At 37.4% G+C, this 19178-nt stretch carries 22 protein-coding genes and 1 pseudogene; 7 read left to right on the top strand and 16 right to left on the bottom strand.

What is annotated here, in order from left to right:
* Positions 1 to 34: 34 nt before the first annotated feature.
* Positions 35 to 850 (bottom strand): metallophosphoesterase, encoded by an 816-nt coding sequence (locus tag QUF91_RS01245; RefSeq protein WP_285397129.1) that lies wholly within the window; start codon positions 848 to 850, stop codon positions 35 to 37.
* A gap of 608 nt (positions 851 to 1458) precedes the next feature.
* On the opposite strand from QUF91_RS01245, the gene QUF91_RS01240 reads away from it, so the two are divergent.
* Positions 1459 to 2301: a hypothetical protein gene (locus QUF91_RS01240; protein WP_289416566.1), complete on the top strand. Its 843-nt coding sequence runs from the start codon at positions 1459 to 1461 to the stop codon at positions 2299 to 2301.
* 106 nt (positions 2302 to 2407) lie between these two features.
* Here the strand turns inward: QUF91_RS01240 and QUF91_RS01235 are convergent, their stop codons facing one another.
* The 5 genes and pseudogenes from QUF91_RS01235 to QUF91_RS01215 all read right to left on the bottom strand — a co-directional run bounded on the left by QUF91_RS01235 (position 2408) and on the right by QUF91_RS01215 (position 6403).
* A complete protein-coding gene (locus QUF91_RS01235) occupies positions 2408 to 3130 on the bottom strand; it encodes an amino acid ABC transporter ATP-binding protein (protein ID WP_285396960.1) in 723 nt (240 codons plus the stop codon).
* Positions 3123 to 3782 (bottom strand): amino acid ABC transporter permease, encoded by a 660-nt coding sequence (locus QUF91_RS01230; RefSeq protein WP_285396961.1) that lies wholly within the window; start codon positions 3780 to 3782, stop codon positions 3123 to 3125. Before QUF91_RS01230 ends, QUF91_RS01235 begins: the two co-directional genes overlap by 8 nt.
* A gap of 84 nt (positions 3783 to 3866) precedes the next feature.
* Entirely contained in the window at positions 3867 to 4664 is a 798-nt protein-coding gene (locus QUF91_RS01225; protein WP_285396962.1) for a transporter substrate-binding domain-containing protein, read from the bottom strand.
* 404 nt (positions 4665 to 5068) lie between these two features.
* A pseudogene (locus tag QUF91_RS01220) lies at positions 5069 to 5199 on the bottom strand (Na+/H+ antiporter subunit G); the annotation flags it as partial.
* A gap of 1 nt (position 5200) precedes the next feature.
* Complete coding sequence (locus QUF91_RS01215) at positions 5201 to 6403, bottom strand: MFS transporter (protein WP_289416561.1); 1203 nt, start codon at positions 6401 to 6403, stop codon at positions 5201 to 5203.
* Between the two features lie 116 nt (positions 6404 to 6519).
* On the opposite strand from QUF91_RS01215, the gene QUF91_RS01210 reads away from it, so the two are divergent.
* The gene (locus QUF91_RS01210; RefSeq protein ID WP_289416560.1) at positions 6520 to 7239 is read left to right on the top strand and encodes a DUF421 domain-containing protein; all 720 of its coding nucleotides are present in this window, start codon (positions 6520 to 6522) and stop codon (positions 7237 to 7239) included.
* Positions 7240 to 7257: 18 nt separating this feature from the next.
* Here the strand turns inward: QUF91_RS01210 and QUF91_RS01205 are convergent, their stop codons facing one another.
* Together QUF91_RS01205 and QUF91_RS01200 are read right to left on the bottom strand one after the other, a co-directional pair.
* Positions 7258 to 7962 carry a CBS domain-containing protein gene (locus QUF91_RS01205; protein WP_289416559.1) on the bottom strand — a complete coding sequence of 235 codons (705 nt, stop codon included), beginning with the start codon at positions 7960 to 7962 and terminating at the stop codon, positions 7258 to 7260.
* Between the two features lie 79 nt (positions 7963 to 8041).
* Positions 8042 to 8257: a hypothetical protein gene (locus QUF91_RS01200; RefSeq protein WP_289416557.1), complete on the bottom strand. Its 216-nt coding sequence runs from the start codon at positions 8255 to 8257 to the stop codon at positions 8042 to 8044.
* 144 nt (positions 8258 to 8401) lie between these two features.
* On the opposite strand from QUF91_RS01200, the gene QUF91_RS01195 reads away from it, so the two are divergent.
* Both QUF91_RS01195 and QUF91_RS01190 read left to right on the top strand, forming a co-directional pair.
* Positions 8402 to 9166 (top strand): MerR family transcriptional regulator, encoded by a 765-nt coding sequence (locus tag QUF91_RS01195; protein ID WP_289416555.1) that lies wholly within the window; start codon positions 8402 to 8404, stop codon positions 9164 to 9166.
* Positions 9163 to 9816, top strand: coding sequence for a GAP family protein (locus tag QUF91_RS01190; RefSeq protein ID WP_289416554.1), 654 nt, complete (start codon positions 9163 to 9165; stop codon positions 9814 to 9816). The genes QUF91_RS01195 and QUF91_RS01190 overlap by 4 nt, the downstream gene beginning before the upstream one ends.
* Before the next feature lie 109 nt (positions 9817 to 9925).
* Here QUF91_RS01190 and QUF91_RS01185 read toward each other — a convergent pair whose 3' ends face one another.
* Genes QUF91_RS01185 through QUF91_RS01175 form a run of 3 tightly spaced genes read right to left on the bottom strand, consistent with a single transcriptional unit; the run spans position 9926 to position 11798 of the window.
* Entirely contained in the window at positions 9926 to 10708 is a 783-nt protein-coding gene (locus QUF91_RS01185) for an ABC transporter permease (protein WP_285398357.1), read from the bottom strand.
* Positions 10705 to 11598, bottom strand: coding sequence for an ABC transporter ATP-binding protein (locus QUF91_RS01180; RefSeq protein ID WP_289416550.1), 894 nt, complete (start codon positions 11596 to 11598; stop codon positions 10705 to 10707). The genes QUF91_RS01185 and QUF91_RS01180 overlap by 4 nt, the downstream gene beginning before the upstream one ends.
* Positions 11595 to 11798, bottom strand: coding sequence for a PLDc N-terminal domain-containing protein (locus tag QUF91_RS01175; RefSeq protein WP_285398359.1), 204 nt, complete (start codon positions 11796 to 11798; stop codon positions 11595 to 11597). The genes QUF91_RS01180 and QUF91_RS01175 overlap by 4 nt, the downstream gene beginning before the upstream one ends.
* A gap of 187 nt (positions 11799 to 11985) precedes the next feature.
* Here QUF91_RS01175 and QUF91_RS01170 point away from each other — a divergent pair, with 187 nt between their 5' ends.
* Complete coding sequence (locus tag QUF91_RS01170) at positions 11986 to 12171, top strand: AlbA family DNA-binding domain-containing protein (RefSeq protein ID WP_285398360.1); 186 nt, start codon at positions 11986 to 11988, stop codon at positions 12169 to 12171.
* A gap of 361 nt (positions 12172 to 12532) precedes the next feature.
* Here QUF91_RS01170 and QUF91_RS01165 read toward each other — a convergent pair whose 3' ends face one another.
* The 5 genes from QUF91_RS01165 to QUF91_RS01145 form a co-directional block, all read right to left on the bottom strand.
* A complete protein-coding gene (locus tag QUF91_RS01165) occupies positions 12533 to 13633 on the bottom strand; it encodes an acyltransferase (protein ID WP_289416548.1) in 1101 nt (366 codons plus the stop codon).
* 47 nt (positions 13634 to 13680) lie between these two features.
* The gene (locus tag QUF91_RS01160) at positions 13681 to 13899 is read right to left on the bottom strand and encodes a hypothetical protein (protein ID WP_285398362.1); all 219 of its coding nucleotides are present in this window, start codon (positions 13897 to 13899) and stop codon (positions 13681 to 13683) included.
* Between the two features lie 95 nt (positions 13900 to 13994).
* Positions 13995 to 15680: a hypothetical protein gene (locus tag QUF91_RS01155; protein ID WP_289416546.1), complete on the bottom strand. Its 1686-nt coding sequence runs from the start codon at positions 15678 to 15680 to the stop codon at positions 13995 to 13997.
* A gap of 161 nt (positions 15681 to 15841) precedes the next feature.
* Entirely contained in the window at positions 15842 to 16273 is a 432-nt protein-coding gene (locus tag QUF91_RS01150; protein WP_289416544.1) for a protein-tyrosine phosphatase family protein, read from the bottom strand.
* A 20-nt stretch (positions 16274 to 16293) separates the two neighbouring features.
* Complete coding sequence (locus QUF91_RS01145) at positions 16294 to 17241, bottom strand: carbohydrate kinase family protein (protein WP_285398365.1); 948 nt, start codon at positions 17239 to 17241, stop codon at positions 16294 to 16296.
* A gap of 388 nt (positions 17242 to 17629) precedes the next feature.
* On the opposite strand from QUF91_RS01145, the gene QUF91_RS01140 reads away from it, so the two are divergent.
* Together QUF91_RS01140 and QUF91_RS01135 are read left to right on the top strand one after the other, a co-directional pair.
* The gene (locus tag QUF91_RS01140; protein ID WP_289420011.1) at positions 17630 to 18193 is read left to right on the top strand and encodes a GNAT family N-acetyltransferase; all 564 of its coding nucleotides are present in this window, start codon (positions 17630 to 17632) and stop codon (positions 18191 to 18193) included.
* Positions 18194 to 18211: 18 nt separating this feature from the next.
* Positions 18212 to 19129 (top strand): EamA family transporter, encoded by a 918-nt coding sequence (locus tag QUF91_RS01135; protein WP_289416541.1) that lies wholly within the window; start codon positions 18212 to 18214, stop codon positions 19127 to 19129.
* The last annotated feature ends 49 nt before the right edge of the window (positions 19130 to 19178 follow it).

The following is a 19178-nucleotide window of genomic DNA, read 5'->3' as shown; positions in this document are numbered from 1 at the left end:
AAATAGAAAGCACTGCGTAGCAAAGACGCAGTGCTTATTTTTTCTTTAATTCCATTACAAGAATCTCTGGTGGATTAAAAATTCGAATAGGCACTGTACTATTACCTAGTCCTCGACTAACGGCCATAGTTGTTGTTCCTTCCGTATAAACACCAGACGTATATTTTGGGAATATTCCCTGTCCTCGTGCGAAAAGTCCGCCAATACCAGGAATTCGAACTTGCCCACCATGAGCATGTCCTGCAAATGCTAAATCAATGCCAAACTCCACATACGTATTAAACACTTCTGGTCGATGCGCTAGTAAAATCGTTAGTACATTTGGTGGAACATTTTTTGTTGCTATTTCTAGCATTTCTTTCGTTGTTCTACCCGATAACGGATCTTCTATGCCAACAATCGCCAAGCGCTCCCCGTCGCGCTCAATGACGGTCGATTCATTGGACAACACATGTACACCTAACGATGACAGCTCCTCATAAATTACATTAACTTTATTTGTCGCTACTTCATGGTTTCCTAGTACATAATAGACATCCGCTACTTTAACTAATCCTCTAACAGCCTGCAAGCTTCGCTCCAAATCATAACGATTACTATCCACTAAATCACCTGTAATAAAAATCAGGTCAGGATTTGTTGCCTTCACCTTCGCTATGAGTTTCTCTTGCTGTTCGCCAAAGAGAGCATCCTGTAAATCTGTTATTTGCGTAATGCGTAGCCCATCAAAACTGGCAGGCACTTTTTCTGACTCGAATTCATACTTGCTTACAACCAGCCAGTGATTGTTTACGTACAAAAAAATGACTATAAAAACAAGAAAAAAAGCTACATATAATAATTTTTTCAATCGCAATCGCTCACTTTGTGGCTACTTTTTCAGATAAAAATCTTACCCTCCTATTATAAGCATAAAACTTTCGAATTGTAAGTCTATGCTGTGAAAATCCATAGATTGCACAAAAAGAATAACATCATTCTCATTAAGTTACTCTTTTATTCATGATTTGATGTTTCTTCATATTAATGTAAGATATCAGGTGTGTTGATTAACCATTTTTATCCACCATGATGTTGATTTCTTTGATAGAAAGAGCTTGTTTTTCGATAAAAGCCCAAATAGTTTCGATAAAATAAGATTTTGTTTCGATAAAAGCTCAAATAGTTTCGATAAAGAGCGATTTAGTTTCGATAAATCTTCAAAGTATTCCTATAAAACGAACGAAAGTAGCTTTAGCGATTCTGTTTTGGGGCTCGACACTAAATAGCAACAAGAAAAACCCTTTCATCGATCAATAATAAAACCTATTTTTTCCTAATCAACACGCCTGGTAAGATATCTCTCCACTACGTTCCGGTGACTGCCTCTCCTTTTATGACGTTCTATCCGTCGCTCTAACTTCTCTTTCCGTCGTCTCGGCTACTCTTTCCGTCACTTCTGCCTTTCTATCCGTCACCTTGGCTCTTCTTTCCGTCACCTTGGCTCTTCTTTCCGTCACTTCGGCCTTTTTATCCGTCACTTTGGCTCTTCTTTCCGTCGCTTCGATTCTATCCGTCGCTCTAGCTTCTCTTTCCGTCGCCTCGGGTCTTCTTTCCGTCACTTCTGCCTTCCTATCCGTCACCTTGGCTCTTCTTTCCGTCGCTTCGATTCTATCCGTCGCTCTAGCCTCGCTTTCCGTCGTCTCGGCTACTCTTTCCGTCACTTCTGCCTTTCTATCCGTCACCTTGGCTCTTCTTTCCGTCGCTTCGATTCTATCCGTCGCTCTAGCCACGCTTTCCGTCGTCTCGGCTACTCTTTCCGTCACTTCTGCCTTTCTATCCGTCACCTTGGCTCTTCTTTCCGTCGCTTCGATTCTATCCGTCGCTCTAGCGTCTCTTTCCGTCGCCCCGGGTTTTCTTTCCGTCACTTCTGCCTTCCTATCCGTCACCTTGGCTCTTCTTTCCGTCGCTTCGATTCTATCCGTCGCTCTAGCCTCGCTTTCCGTCGCCTCGGGCCTTCTTTCCGTCACTTCGGCCTTTTTATCCGTCACTTTGGTTCTTCTTTCCGTCGCTTCGATTCTATCCGTCACTCTAACTTCTCTTTCCGTCGTCTCGGCTACTCTTTCCGTCACTTCTGCCTTTCTATCCGTCACCTTGGCTCTTCTTTCCGTCGCCTCGGCTTTTCTTTCCGTCACTTCAGCCTTTCTATCCGTCGCTTTGGCTCTTCTTTCCTTCGCTTCGATTCTATCCGTCGCTCTTGCTTCTCTTTCCGCCGCCCTAGCTTCTCTTTCCGTCACTTCTGCCCTTCCATCCGTCACTTAGACTCTTCTTTCCGCCATCTAAATCGTATAAATACCACAACAAATGAACAAAAGTAAAAAAAACGCATCTAGACACTCCTTCAAGAAGTCTAAATGCGTTTCCCTGTTTATAATACTTTTTCTAAGAAATCTTTCGCACGCTGTGTAGATGGGGATGTGAAAAATTCCTCTGGTGGTGCATCCTCAATTAACTTTCCGCCATCAAGGAATAATATACGATCCGCAACTTCACGAGCAAAGCCCATCTCATGCGTTACGATTAACATGGTCATCCCAGTATCAGCAAGGTTTTTCATAACAGCCAATACCTCTTTTACCATTTCAGGGTCAAGAGCTGAGGTTGGTTCGTCAAATAAAATTACTTTAGGATCCATCGCTAGTGCTCGGGCAATGGCAACACGTTGCTTCTGCCCTCCTGATAGACGGTTTGGATATTCATTGCGCTTCTCAAATAGGCCTACCTTCGTTAATAAATCTTCAGCCTTTTTGATAGCAGCTGCCTTGTCCATACCCTTAACATTGATCGGTGCGTATGTTAAATTTTGGAGCACCGTTTTATGAGGGAAAAGATGGAAATGTTGAAACACCATGCCAACTTCTTCACGGATTTTCATAATATCTGTCCCTTTATCCGTTAGAACATCACCAGCAATTGTAATCTTTCCGTTCGTTGGCTCTTCCAACAAATTTAAGCAACGAAGGAATGTTGATTTACCAGATCCAGATGGTCCAATAATGGCAATTACTTCTTTTTCTTTAACTTCTGTTGAAATACCCTTTAGTACTTCATTTTGTCCATATGATTTGTGTAAATCTTCAATTTTAATCACTTTTTCTCATTCCTTTCTCAATTCTTTTACCAAGGAACGTTAATACAAGCGTCATAATGTAGTAGATTACACCTGCAAATAGTAAAGGCTCAAGATAGCGGTATGTTGAGCCACCTACAATATACGCTCGACGCATAATATCCAGTGCACTAATAACTGTTACAACTGCTGTTTCTTTATTTAATGTAATAAATTCATTCACTAAAGATGGTAAAATATTTTTTACGGCTTGTGGGATAATAATATCCTTCATCATTTTTGCATATGGAATACCTAGTGCCTGTGCCGCTTCCATCTGTCCTTTATCGACCGCATTAATACCACCGCGAATGATTTCAGAAATATAAGCACCAGAGTTTAAACCGAATGCAATAATAGCCGTTGGAACTGGGTCAATTTGAATATCTAATAATTGTGGCACTGCATAGTAAATAATCATTAATTGTAGTACGAGCGGTGTACCACGGAAAATCGATGTATAAAAATCCGCAAACCAACGCAAAACATTTACTTTACCAATTTTACATAATGCTAGTAATATACCAATTATAAAACCGATGATTGATGCCCCGATTGCAATTTGAAGTGTAACACCTATCCCTTTTAATATATAAGGAATAGAGGGAATGATAGCTGTAAAATCTAAATTCACAGCGTCCCCTCCTTTCTCGTTCTTTTTTAGGAAATGAAAAGTATAAGCGATAGCTCGAAATAGAGCTATCGCAGTTCAACTTGCTTATTTAACTTTTAACCATTTTTCTTCTAGCTCTTTAATTTTGCCTTCATCCGTTAATTCTTTTAATGCTTTGTTAATTTTATCTTTAAGATCGCTACCTTTTTGAACAGCGATTGCTTTGTAGTCTTCAGGTTGCTCTTTAACCGGGAACGCTTCTAGTTGATCGTTTGTTGCCAAATAACCTTTTGCTACACCGCTTTCTACAATCCCAGCATCTAAACGTTTAGACATCATGTCTTGGATAATTTCAGGAATTCGTGTACGTCCTTCAACCGTTGCATCTACTTCTTTAGCAATTTTATTACCTAAATTTTCTTGGATAGAAGCTGTTTGCACACCAATTTTTTTACCAGCTAAATCAGCCTCACTTTTAATACCGCTATCTTTTTTTACAATGATCACTTGCTCTGTTTGATTATATTTATCAGAGAAGTCTACAACTTCTTCACGTTCTTTGTTCGGTGACATACCAGAAATAACAACATCAACTTTACCTGCTTGTAGAGCTGGCACTAGGCTGTTGAAGTCTATATCTTGAACTTGCACTTCTACACCTAATTTTTCACCAACTAATTTAATTAAATCGATATCAAAACCGATAATTTCTTCACCTTTTGCTACATCAACATACTCGAATGGTGCATAATCAGATGATGTACCTACTTTTAATACTTGCTTTTCTTCTGTGCCTTTGTCAGCATTTGAACTTGCATTATTCGCTTTATCTTCTTTTGCGCCACATGCTGCTAGTACACCAATTACTAGAACGAGCATTAGCATGAAAAATTTCTTCTTCATATTCAACGATCTCCTTTTATTTATGTTTTATTGTCTACGAGAATCTAGTTCTCGAAAATATCGAATGGATATTTATTCATCTTTAAGAATAAAAAATCTATCTGCTAATTAAGATATACCCTTTTTAAGCAATAATCAAGCTAAACTAAAAATTTTTAGATAAAATATTATACACAAAATTTTCTGACAAATCAATTTATCTTGATTTTTCAATCAACATTGACTCATCATCCATAAGGAGCCCTACCTTCACTCCAATCAACCTATATACATGGCATACGTTTTTAGTAATGAGTCAGCATTACTTTACTATTTTCAGTTTTCACAACATTTATCCCTCTAATCTGAGGAATTTCAAAATGAATAAAAAAACAAATCCCCAAAAATGGAGATCTGCCTGTCTCATATATATTTTTCTTCAGTTCGTCCTCCCCGCCCCTTCTGCTAAAGGTACGCGAGAACGGTACGCTGCTCGACATATTAATTGCCCTGCCACAGGAGCCGTTACAAAGACGAAAATTATTCCTAATATTAAGCTACACCGCCGAAGCTGGCGTATCCTTAGGTAAGAAAAATGCAACTAGTAATAATAATGGTAACAAAGATACGACCATCATCGTAAAATCGATACCCCTTTGGTCCATTAATACACCAATTACCATCGCACCGATTGCACCCATTCCGAAAGCAAAGCCAGTTGTTAAACCTGCCATTGTACCAATTTTTGTTGGGACAAGCTCCTGTGCGTAGACTACTGTTACCGAGAAGCTAATCATAATGAGTGTACCGATAATCACTAAAAATATCATTGCAGTCCATAGCGGTACATAAGGCAATGCTAAACAAAATGGCATTGGTACAACTACGGATAATAAAATAACATTTTTTCTACCAATTCGATCTGATAATGAACCTCCGAAAAATGTTCCTATGACACCAAATGCCATAAAGCTGAAAATTAAAATTTGTCCAAGACGAAGACTAACACCATAATGATCCATTAAATAAAATACATAAAAACTTGTAATATTAGTAGTATAAAATGATCTCGCAAAAATAATAGTAAATAGTAACGTTAACGCGATGCCTACTTGTTTTTTTGTTAAAGGAGGCATCGTAGAAACTAAGACGCGTTTTTTCTTTGCTACGCGCTCTTGCTCCAACTGCTTTCTATACCATCCTGCAATTTTACTCAACAGAATAATTCCGACCGTTGCCACCACTAATACAATTGCCGCACCACGTTGTCCAAAAATATCAAAAATATAAGCACTAATTAGTGGGGCAAGTGCTTGTCCAGAATTTCCGCCCACTTGATAAACCGACTGTGCAAGTCCTCTTTTGGAGCCTGCTGCCATAAACGACACCCTTGATCCTTCAGGGTGAAATATAGCTGAACCAAAACCTAAAAATAATACCGCAATAAGAATAATCCAATACTGCGTTGTGAACGCGATTATTGCAATACCTATAAACGAACTAATCATACCAATTGGCAACGCGTATGGCATTGGCTTTTTATCACTGATAAAGCCAACAACTGGCTGTAACGCTGAGGCAAATATGTTCAAGACAAATGATATAAGCCCTATTTGTGTAAAGGTTAAACCTAAATCACTCTTTAATATCGGGAACATCGCTGGAATAACAGCCTGCATCGTATCATTGATAAGATGAGCAACAGCTATTGCAATCATAATTGGATAGACAGGGTTATTAAAATTTCCAACCTGTTTCATGTTACCACCCCACTTTCTAATTTATCTCAAAATTTGGTATACAAACGATTTTCGCATACTATTGACCTTTTTGCACAAGCTATTTTTCGACAGTAGTTTAAGGAGTTGATTTATGTATGGACGATTTTATTCACGCTAATTTTTGGGAAATGATACTTAGAGCAACACTTGCTTTTTTCGCACTACTAATTGTAGCCCGAATTCTCGGAAAAAAGCAGCTTGGTCAGCTTACATTTTTCCACTATACGACAGGTATCACATTTGGTTCGATTGCATCTGAAATAGCAGCACAGGCTGAAACACCATTCTTAGATGGGCTTATTGCATTAGTTTGGTGGGGCGTTTTAACTTATTTGATGACCATTATTACCATTAAATCTAAAAAGGCTCGTGTACTTGTCGATGATAAGCCGACAATCCTTATTCAAAATGGACTTATTTTAGAATCTGCTTTAAGAAAAAACCGTTTGCATATGGATGAGTTAACAATGATGCTACGAGAACAAGCCGTATTCTCTGTACAAGATGTGCAATATGCATTACTTGAAACGACGGGTAAACTAAGTGTGCTACCAAAGCCCACTGAACAACCGGCTACCAAACAAGATGTGAAGGCCGATGTAACACCACCAACCTATATACCAACAGAAGTAGCTTCAGATGGGCAGGTTATTTATGAAAATTTAGTTGAACTTGAGTTGACAGAAGATTGGCTTATGAAGAAGCTAAAAAAACAAAATGTCCAATCCGTTGAAGATGTCTTTTTTGCCCAAGTTCAAGCAAATGGCTCTCTATATGTAAGCTTGAAGGATAAAGCAAGACGATCAAGCCCTTAACAGCTTGTCTCGTCTTGCTTAATCTATTTTTACAATATCTAATGGCGTAACAATGCCGATTAGTTTTTGATGTGGCTTCCCGTGCTCCGTTATTAGCAACGCCTCAAAACGGCTTCCCCGCTCTACTCCTTGTTTAAAAATATCTTCAGCCTCGTAAATCGTTATGTATCTACTCACAAATTTATAATTCACTCTATTTTTTTCATGTAATAAAATGTCGTACAAAGTCGGAATTTGCTCAGGTATTTGATTGCCTACCATCACCGTAGCTAGCCAGTTTGTAATTCCTACTGTCGTCACAAGTCCTTTAAACTGATCTTTATGGTATACAGGAAACTGTGTATATTTACGATGGCGTATAACTTTTAATACATGTTTTAATGAGTCACTTTCCTGAAACACTAGCACTTTTTTGCGAAACATTTGTCCAACAAGTATGGGCTTAGCGAGTGTTGCCTCTATATATTCAATTCTTTCCACCACGTCTAAATGTGGTTCAGCAATTACATATTCTAAGGATGTACGATGATGAACAATTGCATTTCGTAAATCTGCATAAGAGCGCAAATCGTCTTCATATTTACGAACTAGTACATCCTTCTTTTTAGCTTGATCGATGAGACGATAAAAGGGCATAAAATCCTTTGCACCGATAATATCTCTTAACCTTTGATCTATCCGATTAAACGCTGTAAGAAACCGATTGGAATTTTCTATATCCAATTATATCCACCTCTCCTAATTATATATTCATATTTTCCGAGTTATTTGACAAATTCCGAGTTATAGCTACATTATATTCCTAAGTTTTGGATATTCCAAGATAAGATACATAATATAGCCTATTACCATAACGTGGGGTTGATTTGCGTTCCGACTGAGCGCTTTGTTGTTGCTGTCGCTTCGCTTTCGCACAGAAAAGATTTGTTGCTGTCGCTTCGCTTTCACACAGAAAAGATTTGTTGCTGTCGCTTCGCTTTCGCACAGAAAAGATTTGTTGCTGTCGCTTCGCTTTCACACAGAAAAGATTTGTTGCTGTCGCTTCGCTTTCGCACAGAAAAGATCTGCTGAATGAAGATAAAAAATTCTTTTCTAAACTACTTGAAAGTTACGCAACGTCATTTTGTACAATATTGGTAACAGTTAAAAAGGGGGCCGCGAATTGCTTGTCATTCATGAAGTTTCAAAACACACAGGGATTTCAGTTCGAACACTGCGTTATTACGAAGAGATTGGTTTATTATTTCCGACAGCCAAAACAGAAGGTGGACATAGGTTATATGGTGAGGAAGAGCTAAAAACACTACAACAAATTGTGTTTTTAAAAACATTAGGATATCGATTAAAAGATATTCAAACATTGCTCAATGAATCTTGGGATTGGTCGGCAAGCTTAGATCATCAGCTTGCTTTTGTGCAAAAGGAGCAAGAAAAATTAAAGCAGATGGAGAGCGCCATACTTGGATTACAGCATGCTTTGACCATCGAGGGAAGTTTAAATGAATCACTTATTCAGAAGATCATTAAACTTTCTAATCAAGAAAATGGGGAGAAACAGGCATTTCGAAAACAAATTTTTTCTGATACTGATTTGAAGCTAATAAAAAAACTCCCGAATTTAAATCGCAATGATCCGCATTCTTTAGAGTGGATTGGTTTATTAGGTCAATTAAAGGAATTGAAGGAAAATTATGATGCTAAATCAGCTCCAGTGCAACGCATTATTAAACGAATGATGGAAAAAGCAGCAGAGGAATACAAAGGGCATGAATCATTTTTAGAAAAGATGTGGGAAATACGAAAATCCTCCTCACAGTCTGAACAGCTTGGCTTGTACCCGTTGGAGGAGGATTTCATACATTTTATTGAACAGGCTTTTACTATTTATGAAGCTAAAAATATCCGTAAAGGGGATCCTCAACAATGAGCACAGAAACTTTATTGTTTATTGGTGGCTTAGCTATACTAGATATGTTTAGCCCAGCTATAATCGGTGTGACTATATATGTATTGCTTGTGGCAAAAAAGCAGCAAAGTCGACTGCTATTAGCTTATTTAACGACAGTAGCTCTATTTTATTTTAGTACCGGCATTTTCTTAATGCTTGGCTTAGATGTCGTTTTTGATCCAATTGCCAATGCATTAAATAGCCACTCTGCTAGATTACTAATGACAATTGTGGGTGCGCTATTATTTGTCGGGAGTTGGTTAGTACCGAAGAAAAAAACTTCAGGATCCCCTAAGCCAAAATCGTTTAGTATTGGAGCAATGATTGCTTTAGGGTTCACGACTTCTCTTTTAGAAGTGGCAATGGCTTTACCCTATTTCGCCACAATAGGCATCTTAACAAGCAACCATTTAGCTTTTTATGAATGGTTGCCCATCATGGCCGGATATAATCTAATGATGATTACACCAGCAATCATCTTACTCGGCTTACACATACTATTCAGACGCTTTATGAATACGCCGTTAAGAAAAATACAAGCACTTCTTGATAAAAGCACAAGTTCAGCCCTGTCATGGATAATGTTTTTCGTCGGTCTTATTTTGCTGATGAATGGTGGTATGATCTAAGAAATAACATGGTAAAAATCCGCTATAATTTTTAATTGATAGGGCCGCTGTTTTTAGTTCTCATACCCTACCATAAAAGTTTACGCGGATTTTCACCTTAATACTTCCTTTAAATTTTCGTCATCGATGCATTTCTTTTCATAGTGATCGTTCCAATACCAATACAAACGATTGTCGATATTATTGTAATCACGAGACTCCACCAATAATCAGACATTTCCATCGTACCCCTCATTAATTGAACGCCATATACAGGTAACTTCCACGGGGATATCGTCCAAAATGTACCAACTATTGCATTAATAATTTGCCCCACAAAAATAAGAATAAATGCACATGAAGTCGCAACTATTGTTTTAAAGGTAGCACTCATCATCAACGTCACCGCTAGCACAAAGAGCAACCAAGAAAAATACGTGAAAAAACTTGCCACAAGTGACCCTATCTCAAATGTTCCATAAAGTACGACCGTGTAGTAAATGCTCGCAGCAAAACCAGCTAAAATACTAACAAAGCCAACAGTACTCATGACGACAAATTTACTCATAAAATAAGCGCTAAACGATATAGGACGTACATACAATAAAGTAGCCATGCCACTTGCTCTTTCTTTACTAATAGTCCCTACAAAAGTAGCCATTAATACGAGTAACCCTATCGTCTGAAATTGCCCAATGGAAGCTTGTAATAGGTCAACTGGCATTAATTCTGGCATCAACATTTCAAAGCCTTCTGGTAAATTACCAACAGCATTTAAAATATCCATCATATAATAGTTTGTCAGTGGATCACTCATTCCGAGCAAAGCAAATACAAGAGGTATCCATAAAAACTTCCAGCTTCGCCAAGCTTCTCTGAATTCCTTTTGTAGAAGTACATTAAATCCTCTCATATTTTTCTCGCCACCTTCATGAAAATCTCTTCAAGTGATGCTGTTTGTCGTTCCACTTTCCGTATTTTATAAGGAGCATTACTTAAATGATGCAGTAGCTCCTGCATGCTCGGCTTTTCATTAATGATTTCTATATATACGAAACGGCCCTTTACATTTCCTAAGAGCTCAGATTTATTAGTAAAATGTTGTGCCTCTTCTTCAGTATTAAATTCCACAACATAATTTGGTTCATCAAATCGTTGACGCACCTCGCGCAACGTTCCTTGCTCTACTAGCTCTCCATTCCGTAAAAACAACAATTGATCAGTCATTTCCTCGGCATCATTTAAAATATGTGTCGAATATAGAATAGTGGTTTCTTGTTGTAAGCCCTTCAATAAATCAAGGACTTCCCTTCGACCAACCGGATCCAAAGCAGATACAGGCTCATCTAATAACAGTAATTTAGGTTTATGAACAATTGCTTGGGAAATTCCAAGCCGCTGCTTCATGCCACCAGAAAATGTGGCAATTTTCTTATTTGCATCATTGCCTAGCCCCACAAACTCAAGTGTCTTTTGTGCTGCTAATTTCGCTTTTTTTGCAGGCACACCATTTAACTTTGCAGCCATTTCAGTAAACTCTAGCGCACTTAGCCACGGATGAAATTGCGGAAATTGTGGTAAAAAGCCAATATTAGATCTTAAATCACCATTCAGCACTTTTACACTTCCAGAGGTAGGTTTTAATAGACCCGTTAACATCGATAAAGTCGTTGTTTTACCTGCACCATTTGGTCCAATTAATGCTGTCGATGTATTTTCTGTTAATGTGAAATCAATTCCATCTACCACTACTTTGTCTGCAAATTGCTTTGTAAGCCCCGTTACTTGAAGTAATGTCGTCATGATTGTTTTCTCCCCACTATAAAGTACGCAATTGGCCCTAAAAGATTAACAAAAATAATAATAAACACCCATAATATTTTCGGTCCATTTGTTGCATGGATTTTACGTAAGTCGAATAGAGCTACAATCATTAAAATAATTTGAACTATGATTAGTGGCGCTATAACTGCCCAAGGAATTTTCGCTAATTCCTCCATCATACAGATCACCTCACCCATTGTTATATACCTACTATAACAATTTTGTTCTATTGTGTATATAACAAAATTGTTATTATTTAGCCGGTCATCTTACATACAATTACTAGATATTTATATATGATATTAATCAATTGATTAATCGATTAATTTTTATTTATGTTGATAATCAATAAAGGAATGGTATTGAATGAACTGGCAAAAATCACCAACATTAGAATGGAAACGCGAAGTGACTAATAACATCCAAAAAGCAGTCATTGCCTTTGCCAATACAATTGGTGGTGAATTGTATATCGGTGTGGATGATGATGGTCAAATTATAGGATTAGAAAATGCTCAACAAGCCCTGGAAGTTATTTATACTTATGAATAATAATCCGAATCAATTAGCATTCAAACATCGTAAAGATTTAAAAAATCACAAAGTTGAACAATACCAAAATTATTCGGATATTTTTGGAATCGAAAATTAGGATTTAATTTATACATTCTCATACACTTTCAGTTTACATAAAACTGAATTAGGCAGTAACAACAAAGGACAAACCCTTGTCGTTACTGCCTTTTCGTTTGAATAACTATAAATTGTGGATACATTTATACATGGTTGATCTGACAGTGCTTTTCGGCTAGATCATCAGTTGCAGCATATATAAAATATTGCATACTGATTCTTGTTTCTTTTTTAATTTTTATCTTGTCTTGTCTCATATTTCTACGTCATTGTGTATTAACTAAGAGGTTTTATTTCTCTCTGGCGCAGGTAAATTTCCGAATAAAAACCAAGCACGCGGAAAAAGACGATGCATTATGCGAATAAATACATAACAGAAAATGACCGTTAAGATAAATCTCATAAATATGTATAAATGTATATGTGATGGAATGAGGCTTCTCAAACTATCGCCTAATAGGTATAAAATAAATGGATGCACTAAATAAAACCCAAACGAATAAATTCTTAAATGCTCTGCAAAGTCATTGAGCTTTCGTCCTCCGTGATGGACTAAATAAATACTGATTTTGAATAGTACGAAACATGAGAGAAGCATATAACTAATAGATAAAAATTTGAATACCATATATGAAATTTCATCGTATCCTAATATATTACGGAAATAATACAGCATTGTATAAAAAATTCCTAATAAAAAGGTGCAAGAAATCCACATGAAATATTGCTTTTTCGACCATTGTTCCTTTAAGGATTGATAATGTAATGCGACCCATCCACCGAAGAAAAAGCTCGCAATATATATTGTAAATAATGGAATGGTAAAGGAAATATCAAACATCTCAAAGTAGCTTTGAACAGCTAATTCAACGGCAAAGCCAATGAATAATAAATATTTTTTAAACCACCAAAAGCGCTTTACAAGATAGATGAAAAGCGGCATTAAAAAATAGAGCTGCACTAAAATTAAAATGAAATATAGATGATAATAGGCTCCCCCCGTAACGATAGAAGTGAACATCGTCTTCCAATCTGTAAACACTCGAAATCCTTGATAATAGGAAAATAGCTCATAAAAAATGGACCAAATGAGGAATGGCCCTAGAATAAACATAAATCTACGCCTATAAAAGTTTGTCCACGTTTGTTTTGTAAAGGGTTTTGATTCATAATTGTAAAACAATGTAAGGCCACTTAAAAATACAAAAACAGAGCCTTCAAAGCGTGTAAAGCGATTTAAAAATAAATAGAAAAAATATGAGGGACTATCATGTGGGATTTTACTTAATGCAACTCCAGTAGCGTGAATTAAAATAACAAGTAACATCGCCGTTACTCGCATAAATTTTACTGCGTCAATTCGTTCTTTATTTAAAGACAATTGAAGAACCTCCCTAGACACAATAATAACTTTATTCCAACTGGTATTCAACGACAAACCGGGCAAATATTAGGGTTATCACCATAACGTGTGGTTGATTTCCGTTCCGACTGGGCACTTTGTAGCTGACGCTTCGCTTTCGCTACAAAAAACATTGTTGTTGCTGTCGCTACTCTTTCGCACAGAGCAAAGCTCCCCGGGGGCGTCCGATGAGCGCTTGAGCCAACTGATGTTTTCTGTGCGAAAGTAGTAAAGTTTACGGTCATAAAAACACGTATAAATTCGTGATTACCAAATTTATACGTGTTTATAATTAGGCTTTTTTAGTCATTTGTTTTATTCACTCGTGTTGAACAATGCCTTAATTTGATTCAAAACCATTAGAATCATCGACTGCTAACGCCATAGCTAAAGCGTAAAATGTGCGACGAGCACCAGCACAGTTTGGAGATTCTTTGTCAGTAGTAGTAAGGTCTGTAGCTGAACTAACTGTCCCTTCTGTATTTGAAGCATCGGCTAATACATCTAAGCGGGCTAAATCCCAAAGGCCTGAACGACCGTGCGATGGGAAGTAACTTTGACCATGTAATGCTTGACCAACTTTAAGTTGAAGTTTTATTGCTTTTCCGATTTTATTATTAATATTTGCAAAGCCTTGACCTGTAAATCCAGGGTAAACATTGAACAATCCAACCATTGCTTGATTGATTCCCTCACCCTTATTAGGCATTTGCCATGGATTTTTAATCAACTCGGATGAATCTAACATAGCATTTTCTGGAATGTACATACCCCAATATTTAGCTTGGCTAAACACATTACTAATTAAAGTGTTTTTAATAGTTGAGTAGTTAGTGAAAATGTCTTGGTAAGTATTAATCATCTGTGTCACCATAATCCCAGAATCTGAATCAACATTTGGAACAAGATTGTACCATGATGAAGCTGTTGGGTTTTCAATTAAACTTGCAAAAATTTGTAAGAACGTTATTGCAAATGTATTATAGGCTGGAGAATCGAATCGAGATCGTAGCATGCTATTTGCCAAAGTTACTTCGGAAAATCCATGAACCGGAAGAACCCTTTTAGCAGTTAATGAATTGTTAAAGGGCTCTTGTTGGAAACATCCTTTAGAAGCATTAGCAACTGAAGTATTAGATCCCCAATGTGTATAACTAAGAACATCTCGGATTGCATTTTTCATATTATATGCAGGATCTAATGAAGCTCCAGTCCCATTAACTTTTACATCATAAACATGTGCCGCCATCCAAAAAGCAATTGCATTTATCGACGCATTAAGAATAAATCGCTCGTTTTTAGTGTTGTAATAGGAATGGTGACCTATATAATCTCTACCGCTTGTTCCTGGTTGAATACCAGCAAAAGAAACTTGTCCTGAACTATCAAGAACTGTAGGCATTTCTAAGTAATTTTTTTGAGGATCGTTCGATAAATCTGCTGTCGTTATCCAGTATCCGATTTGCCCCGAATATGGACCAGTAGAAAAACGATACGCTTTTTCTGAATCATTGTATGTCCAAGCAGACGGCGTACGATGATACATTAAAGCATAGTATTCTTTAGAATTTAATACTTCATTAGCAAAATAGTCTCGGTATCTTACTAACAAAGCATCCACATTAGAAAGCGATACATCGCTCTGACATTCATCTAACTTCTTAAGCATTGCTACACCAAGATAAATAAAACCAGCTAATGGATTGATTGTCGGAAAATTATATGTTCTTTCCAAAAGTTTAGGAATCACAGTTTTAACAATTTCCTCGTAAACTGCATCACGCTCCCCAGCTAGTGCCTTTTGTTGAGCAAACTGGGCACAGAACATCATTAATTGCCCAACACCTTGTTGATAGGTGGAAGCATCACTTGTACCATCTAACAAATAGTTTTGGAAGAATTTCCGTACTCGTGGATATCGACCTTTGTCCTTCTTATAAGGATGGTTTACAGATGACTGCTCCGTAGACAATAGAAAAGCTTCCGCGAAGGCTTGAGATTCTTGTAATGGTGTAAATGTAGTCAATTGAATCACTCCAAAATTTGTATTTTTAACTTACAAAAAATTAAAGTGAATTATATTTTTAAAAATAAACCAACTATTGAAAAAGAAAGAGTCATAGATTAGCAGTGTCATAAAAAAGAAGATGTACCAAATTGGAAAAATCCTTTGGCACATCTTCTCATTTATTTATATAGCTTCTGCAAAGCATCTTCCATTTTAGGTCGGATTGTTACTTGTGGACGAGCGTTCTTTACAGCCTCTTCCGCTTCCTCTAGAGAATTAGCTACGCCAAGCTCCATTAATACGGCAGTCGCTGCAACACCTGCGCGACCTCCCCCACTTCCACAATGGAAGTATACTTTCTGTCCATTCTCATAGGTAGAAACAATTTCTTTTGCAACTTTTTGAATAGATGGTGCGACTTCTATTTCCTCATCAGCAATTGGCATATGCTTGTACACATAGGAAGCCGCCTCCTGCTCCTCAGCACTTAAGCCGTTTACTCGAACATCAATCACGACATCAACTACTTCTTGCTCAAAAGCAGAATCTGCATCTTTTGCACCGCCAAAAAATAATCGGTCCTTTACTAATACATCGTAGTTTTTCTCCATTGTATGCACGCTCCAAACGACTATTTTAGCAAATGCTTAATATCATCATAATATGGAAGAGCTGTTAATGCTCCTGCCTTAGTTGCTGCCAAAGCACCTAGCTTATTACCAAAGCTTGCACAACGGACAAGTTCCTCCTCCGTTGTAGGTAAGCCATTGTAATGAACATCGCGTAATACACCAGCCATAAATGCATCTCCAGCACCTGTAGTATCTACTGGCACAACCTTTTCTGTCGGTACATGAATAACTTCACCATTTAATACCGCATATGTGCCATTTTCCCCTACTGTTACTAAAATAATCGGTACTAAATAACTATTTAATTGCTCAATTCCCTCTTCTAACGTAGTCGTCTCTGTAAGGAAATACAATTCTTCGTCAGTAACCTTTAAAATATCTACATGCTCAAAAAATGAAGTAATGGTCTCACGGCAAACCTGTTCACTGCTCCAACGTAGAGGACGAATATTCGCATCCATTGCAATAATAGTCCCTTTTTCCTTTGCCATCTCTACAGCAGCACGTGTTGTTTCAAGGGCTGTAGGATGGAACATTGTACCCGAGCACACTGTTAAAGCAGATGCATGTTTAAAAGCTGCGTCATTTAATTGTGACGCTTCAACTTGTAAATCAGGCGTCTCATCGACATAATCCTTAAAAATTCGCTCACATGCTTCTGTTAAATGTACATAAACACCGCTAACACGCTTTGTAGGATCAAATACGGCATAATCCAGGTTTACCCCTTCTTGTGCAAGGCCATCTCGAACAAATTGAGAGCCTTCGTCATCTCCTGTAATCGTAATTAATGCAGATGGAGCACCGATACGGCTAATACCTGCAGCAACATTCACCGTTGCACCACCCATATATTTTGTAAAGGATGTATTTGTTACATCATCAGCAATATAATCAATAAAAGCGTCTCCATAAACTAAAATAAAATCCTTATCTTCCTTTGTCATCGTTGTCCTCCTGAAACTCTAGTCATTATAGATTAACACGAAATTTGTTGTCGAATAAAGTTTTAAACTTTCGGAAAAATAATCAATTATGCCTTGACATAATTGTTGCTGTCGCACAGATAAACAATGTTGCTGTCGCTTCGCTTTCGCACAGATAAACAATGCGACCGGAATCGGCCTTGTGCTTAGGCCTACGTGATGCAGGTCAGTTAGCCGTTATCGCATGGATGCGATGTCATTAAGCTAACATCCTATATTGAACTCCTTTCCGATTCCGTGACATCCGCCGGAGGCCTTACCTTCTTTCAGAATATCACCATTTATTCAAAAACTTGAGACATCCTCTATCTTTGTTATACTTGCCTATAGGAAGGTAGGGATTTTGACAATGAGTATTACAATTCGACAAGCGCAACTACAGGATGCCCATGCCGTTGTACCATTAATTATTGATGCGATTGGTGATATTGCCAACCGTTTAACAGGAGAACAAACAGCTAAAGCAGTGGAACAGGAACTTACTGTACTATTCAAGCGTGAGGACAATCGACATTCCTATTTAAATACTTTTGTTGCTGTTAAAGATGAGCAAGTAGTAGGAATTCTTGTTTACTATAATGGTGTTGACGCCATTCACATGGATGCAAATCTCGTAAAATGGCTTGAAGAAAAAAATGCACCATCCATTATCATCGATAAAGAGGCTCATGAAGATGAATATTATATCGATACCATTTGTGTAGCACCAGAAGCTCGAGGTAAAGGAATTGGAACATTATTACTACAATTCGCAATCGAAGAAACACAAAAACGAAGCTATACAAAATTATCACTAAATGTTGAAACGCAAAAAGGGGACGCTCGTCGCCTGTATGAACGCATGGACTTTGTCATTACAGAGCCTTGGTCTATAATCGATGAACCATTTCATCATATGGTGAAACAGTTTTAGGAAGTGAAACACAAAAACATGAATAAAAATTTATTTTACGCTCTATTAATAGTCATCGCTTCAAGTAGCTATGGAATTTTATCGACAATTGTCAAAGTAGCTATGCAGCATGGCTTTACATCAGGGGAAGCAGTATCCAGTCAATATATTATTGGCTTTATCATAGTTCTAACTATTTTTATAGTGACACAAAGACAGTTGCCGAAGCTTTCTAAAAAGGGACTGTTTATTTTAGTTTGCGCTGGAATATTTACAGGTACTACAGGGATTGTATACGGTGAATCATTAAAGTATCTACCAGCCTCTCTTGCAGTAGTCATGCTGTTCCAATTCACCTGGATAGGCTTACTATTAGATTGCGCACTACATAAGCGATTACCAAGTCGAGCTGAAGTGATTTCTCTCATTGTATTATTTGCTGGAACCATTTTAGCTGCTGGTGTACTAAATGTAGATTTAAGCGGTATCGCTGTTCAAGGCTGGCTACTAGGTTTTGCTGCTGCCTTTACCTTTGCTTGCTTTATCCAATTTAACTCTCGACATGTGGAGGGTATTACAACTACATCACGCGTGTTAATTGTTTCCTTCGTCGCTCTTATTTTGATTTGTATTTTCCTAAATCCTGAAATTATTTGGAACGGAAAATTATTTAACGAAGGCTTATGGAAATTTGGATTAACCCTTGGGATTTTCGGTATTATTTTGCCGATTTATTTATTCTCTATAGCTGTTCCTAAAGTGGGAGGGGCTCTTGCCTCCATTTTAAGTGCTATAGAGTTACCCGTTGCCGTTACCGTTTCAGTGATTGTTCTAGATGAACCACTAACTTCTTTACAAATAGCGGGTATCATTTTGGTTATTGTCGGTATGATGCTACCGACAATACTTTCGCAACGGCAACAAAAGGAAAAATCTTTAGAGCCTATTAGTAAGTAAATACTTTAATCTAAATTAGAAGGGAGATGTATCATATTTTTTGATACAT

The organism is Lysinibacillus sp. G4S2, assembly GCF_030348505.1.
In the GTDB taxonomy this organism is placed as follows: Bacteria; Bacillota; Bacilli; order Bacillales_A; family Planococcaceae; genus Lysinibacillus.
Note: the sequence above shows the minus strand (reverse complement) of the source record. Positions and strands in the feature narration are given on the sequence as shown.

Coding starts and splice junctions, on each gene's coding strand:
- QUF91_RS01160 (WP_285398362.1), bottom strand. CDS start 13,899: ATGACCGTAAACTTTACTACTTTCGCACAGAAAACATCAGTTGGCTCA.
- QUF91_RS01175 (WP_285398359.1), bottom strand. CDS start 11,798: ATGATGGAGGAATTAGCGAAAATTCCTTGGGCAGTTATAGCGCCACTA.
- QUF91_RS01185 (WP_285398357.1), bottom strand. CDS start 10,708: ATGAGAGGATTTAATGTACTTCTACAAAAGGAATTCAGAGAAGCTTGG.
- QUF91_RS01225 (WP_285396962.1), bottom strand. CDS start 4,664: ATGAAGAAGAAATTTTTCATGCTAATGCTCGTTCTAGTAATTGGTGTA.
- QUF91_RS01140 (WP_289420011.1), top strand. CDS start 17,630: ATGAGTATTACAATTCGACAAGCGCAACTACAGGATGCCCATGCCGTT.
- QUF91_RS01190 (WP_289416554.1), top strand. CDS start 9,163: ATGAGCACAGAAACTTTATTGTTTATTGGTGGCTTAGCTATACTAGAT.
- QUF91_RS01150 (WP_289416544.1), bottom strand. CDS start 16,273: ATGGAGAAAAACTACGATGTATTAGTAAAGGACCGATTATTTTTTGGC.
- QUF91_RS01170 (WP_285398360.1), top strand. CDS start 11,986: ATGAACTGGCAAAAATCACCAACATTAGAATGGAAACGCGAAGTGACT.
- QUF91_RS01145 (WP_285398365.1), bottom strand. CDS start 17,241: ATGACAAAGGAAGATAAGGATTTTATTTTAGTTTATGGAGACGCTTTT.
- QUF91_RS01210 (WP_289416560.1), top strand. CDS start 6,520: ATGGACGATTTTATTCACGCTAATTTTTGGGAAATGATACTTAGAGCA.
- QUF91_RS01180 (WP_289416550.1), bottom strand. CDS start 11,598: ATGACGACATTACTTCAAGTAACGGGGCTTACAAAGCAATTTGCAGAC.
- QUF91_RS01215 (WP_289416561.1), bottom strand. CDS start 6,403: ATGAAACAGGTTGGAAATTTTAATAACCCTGTCTATCCAATTATGATT.
- QUF91_RS01135 (WP_289416541.1), top strand. CDS start 18,212: ATGAATAAAAATTTATTTTACGCTCTATTAATAGTCATCGCTTCAAGT.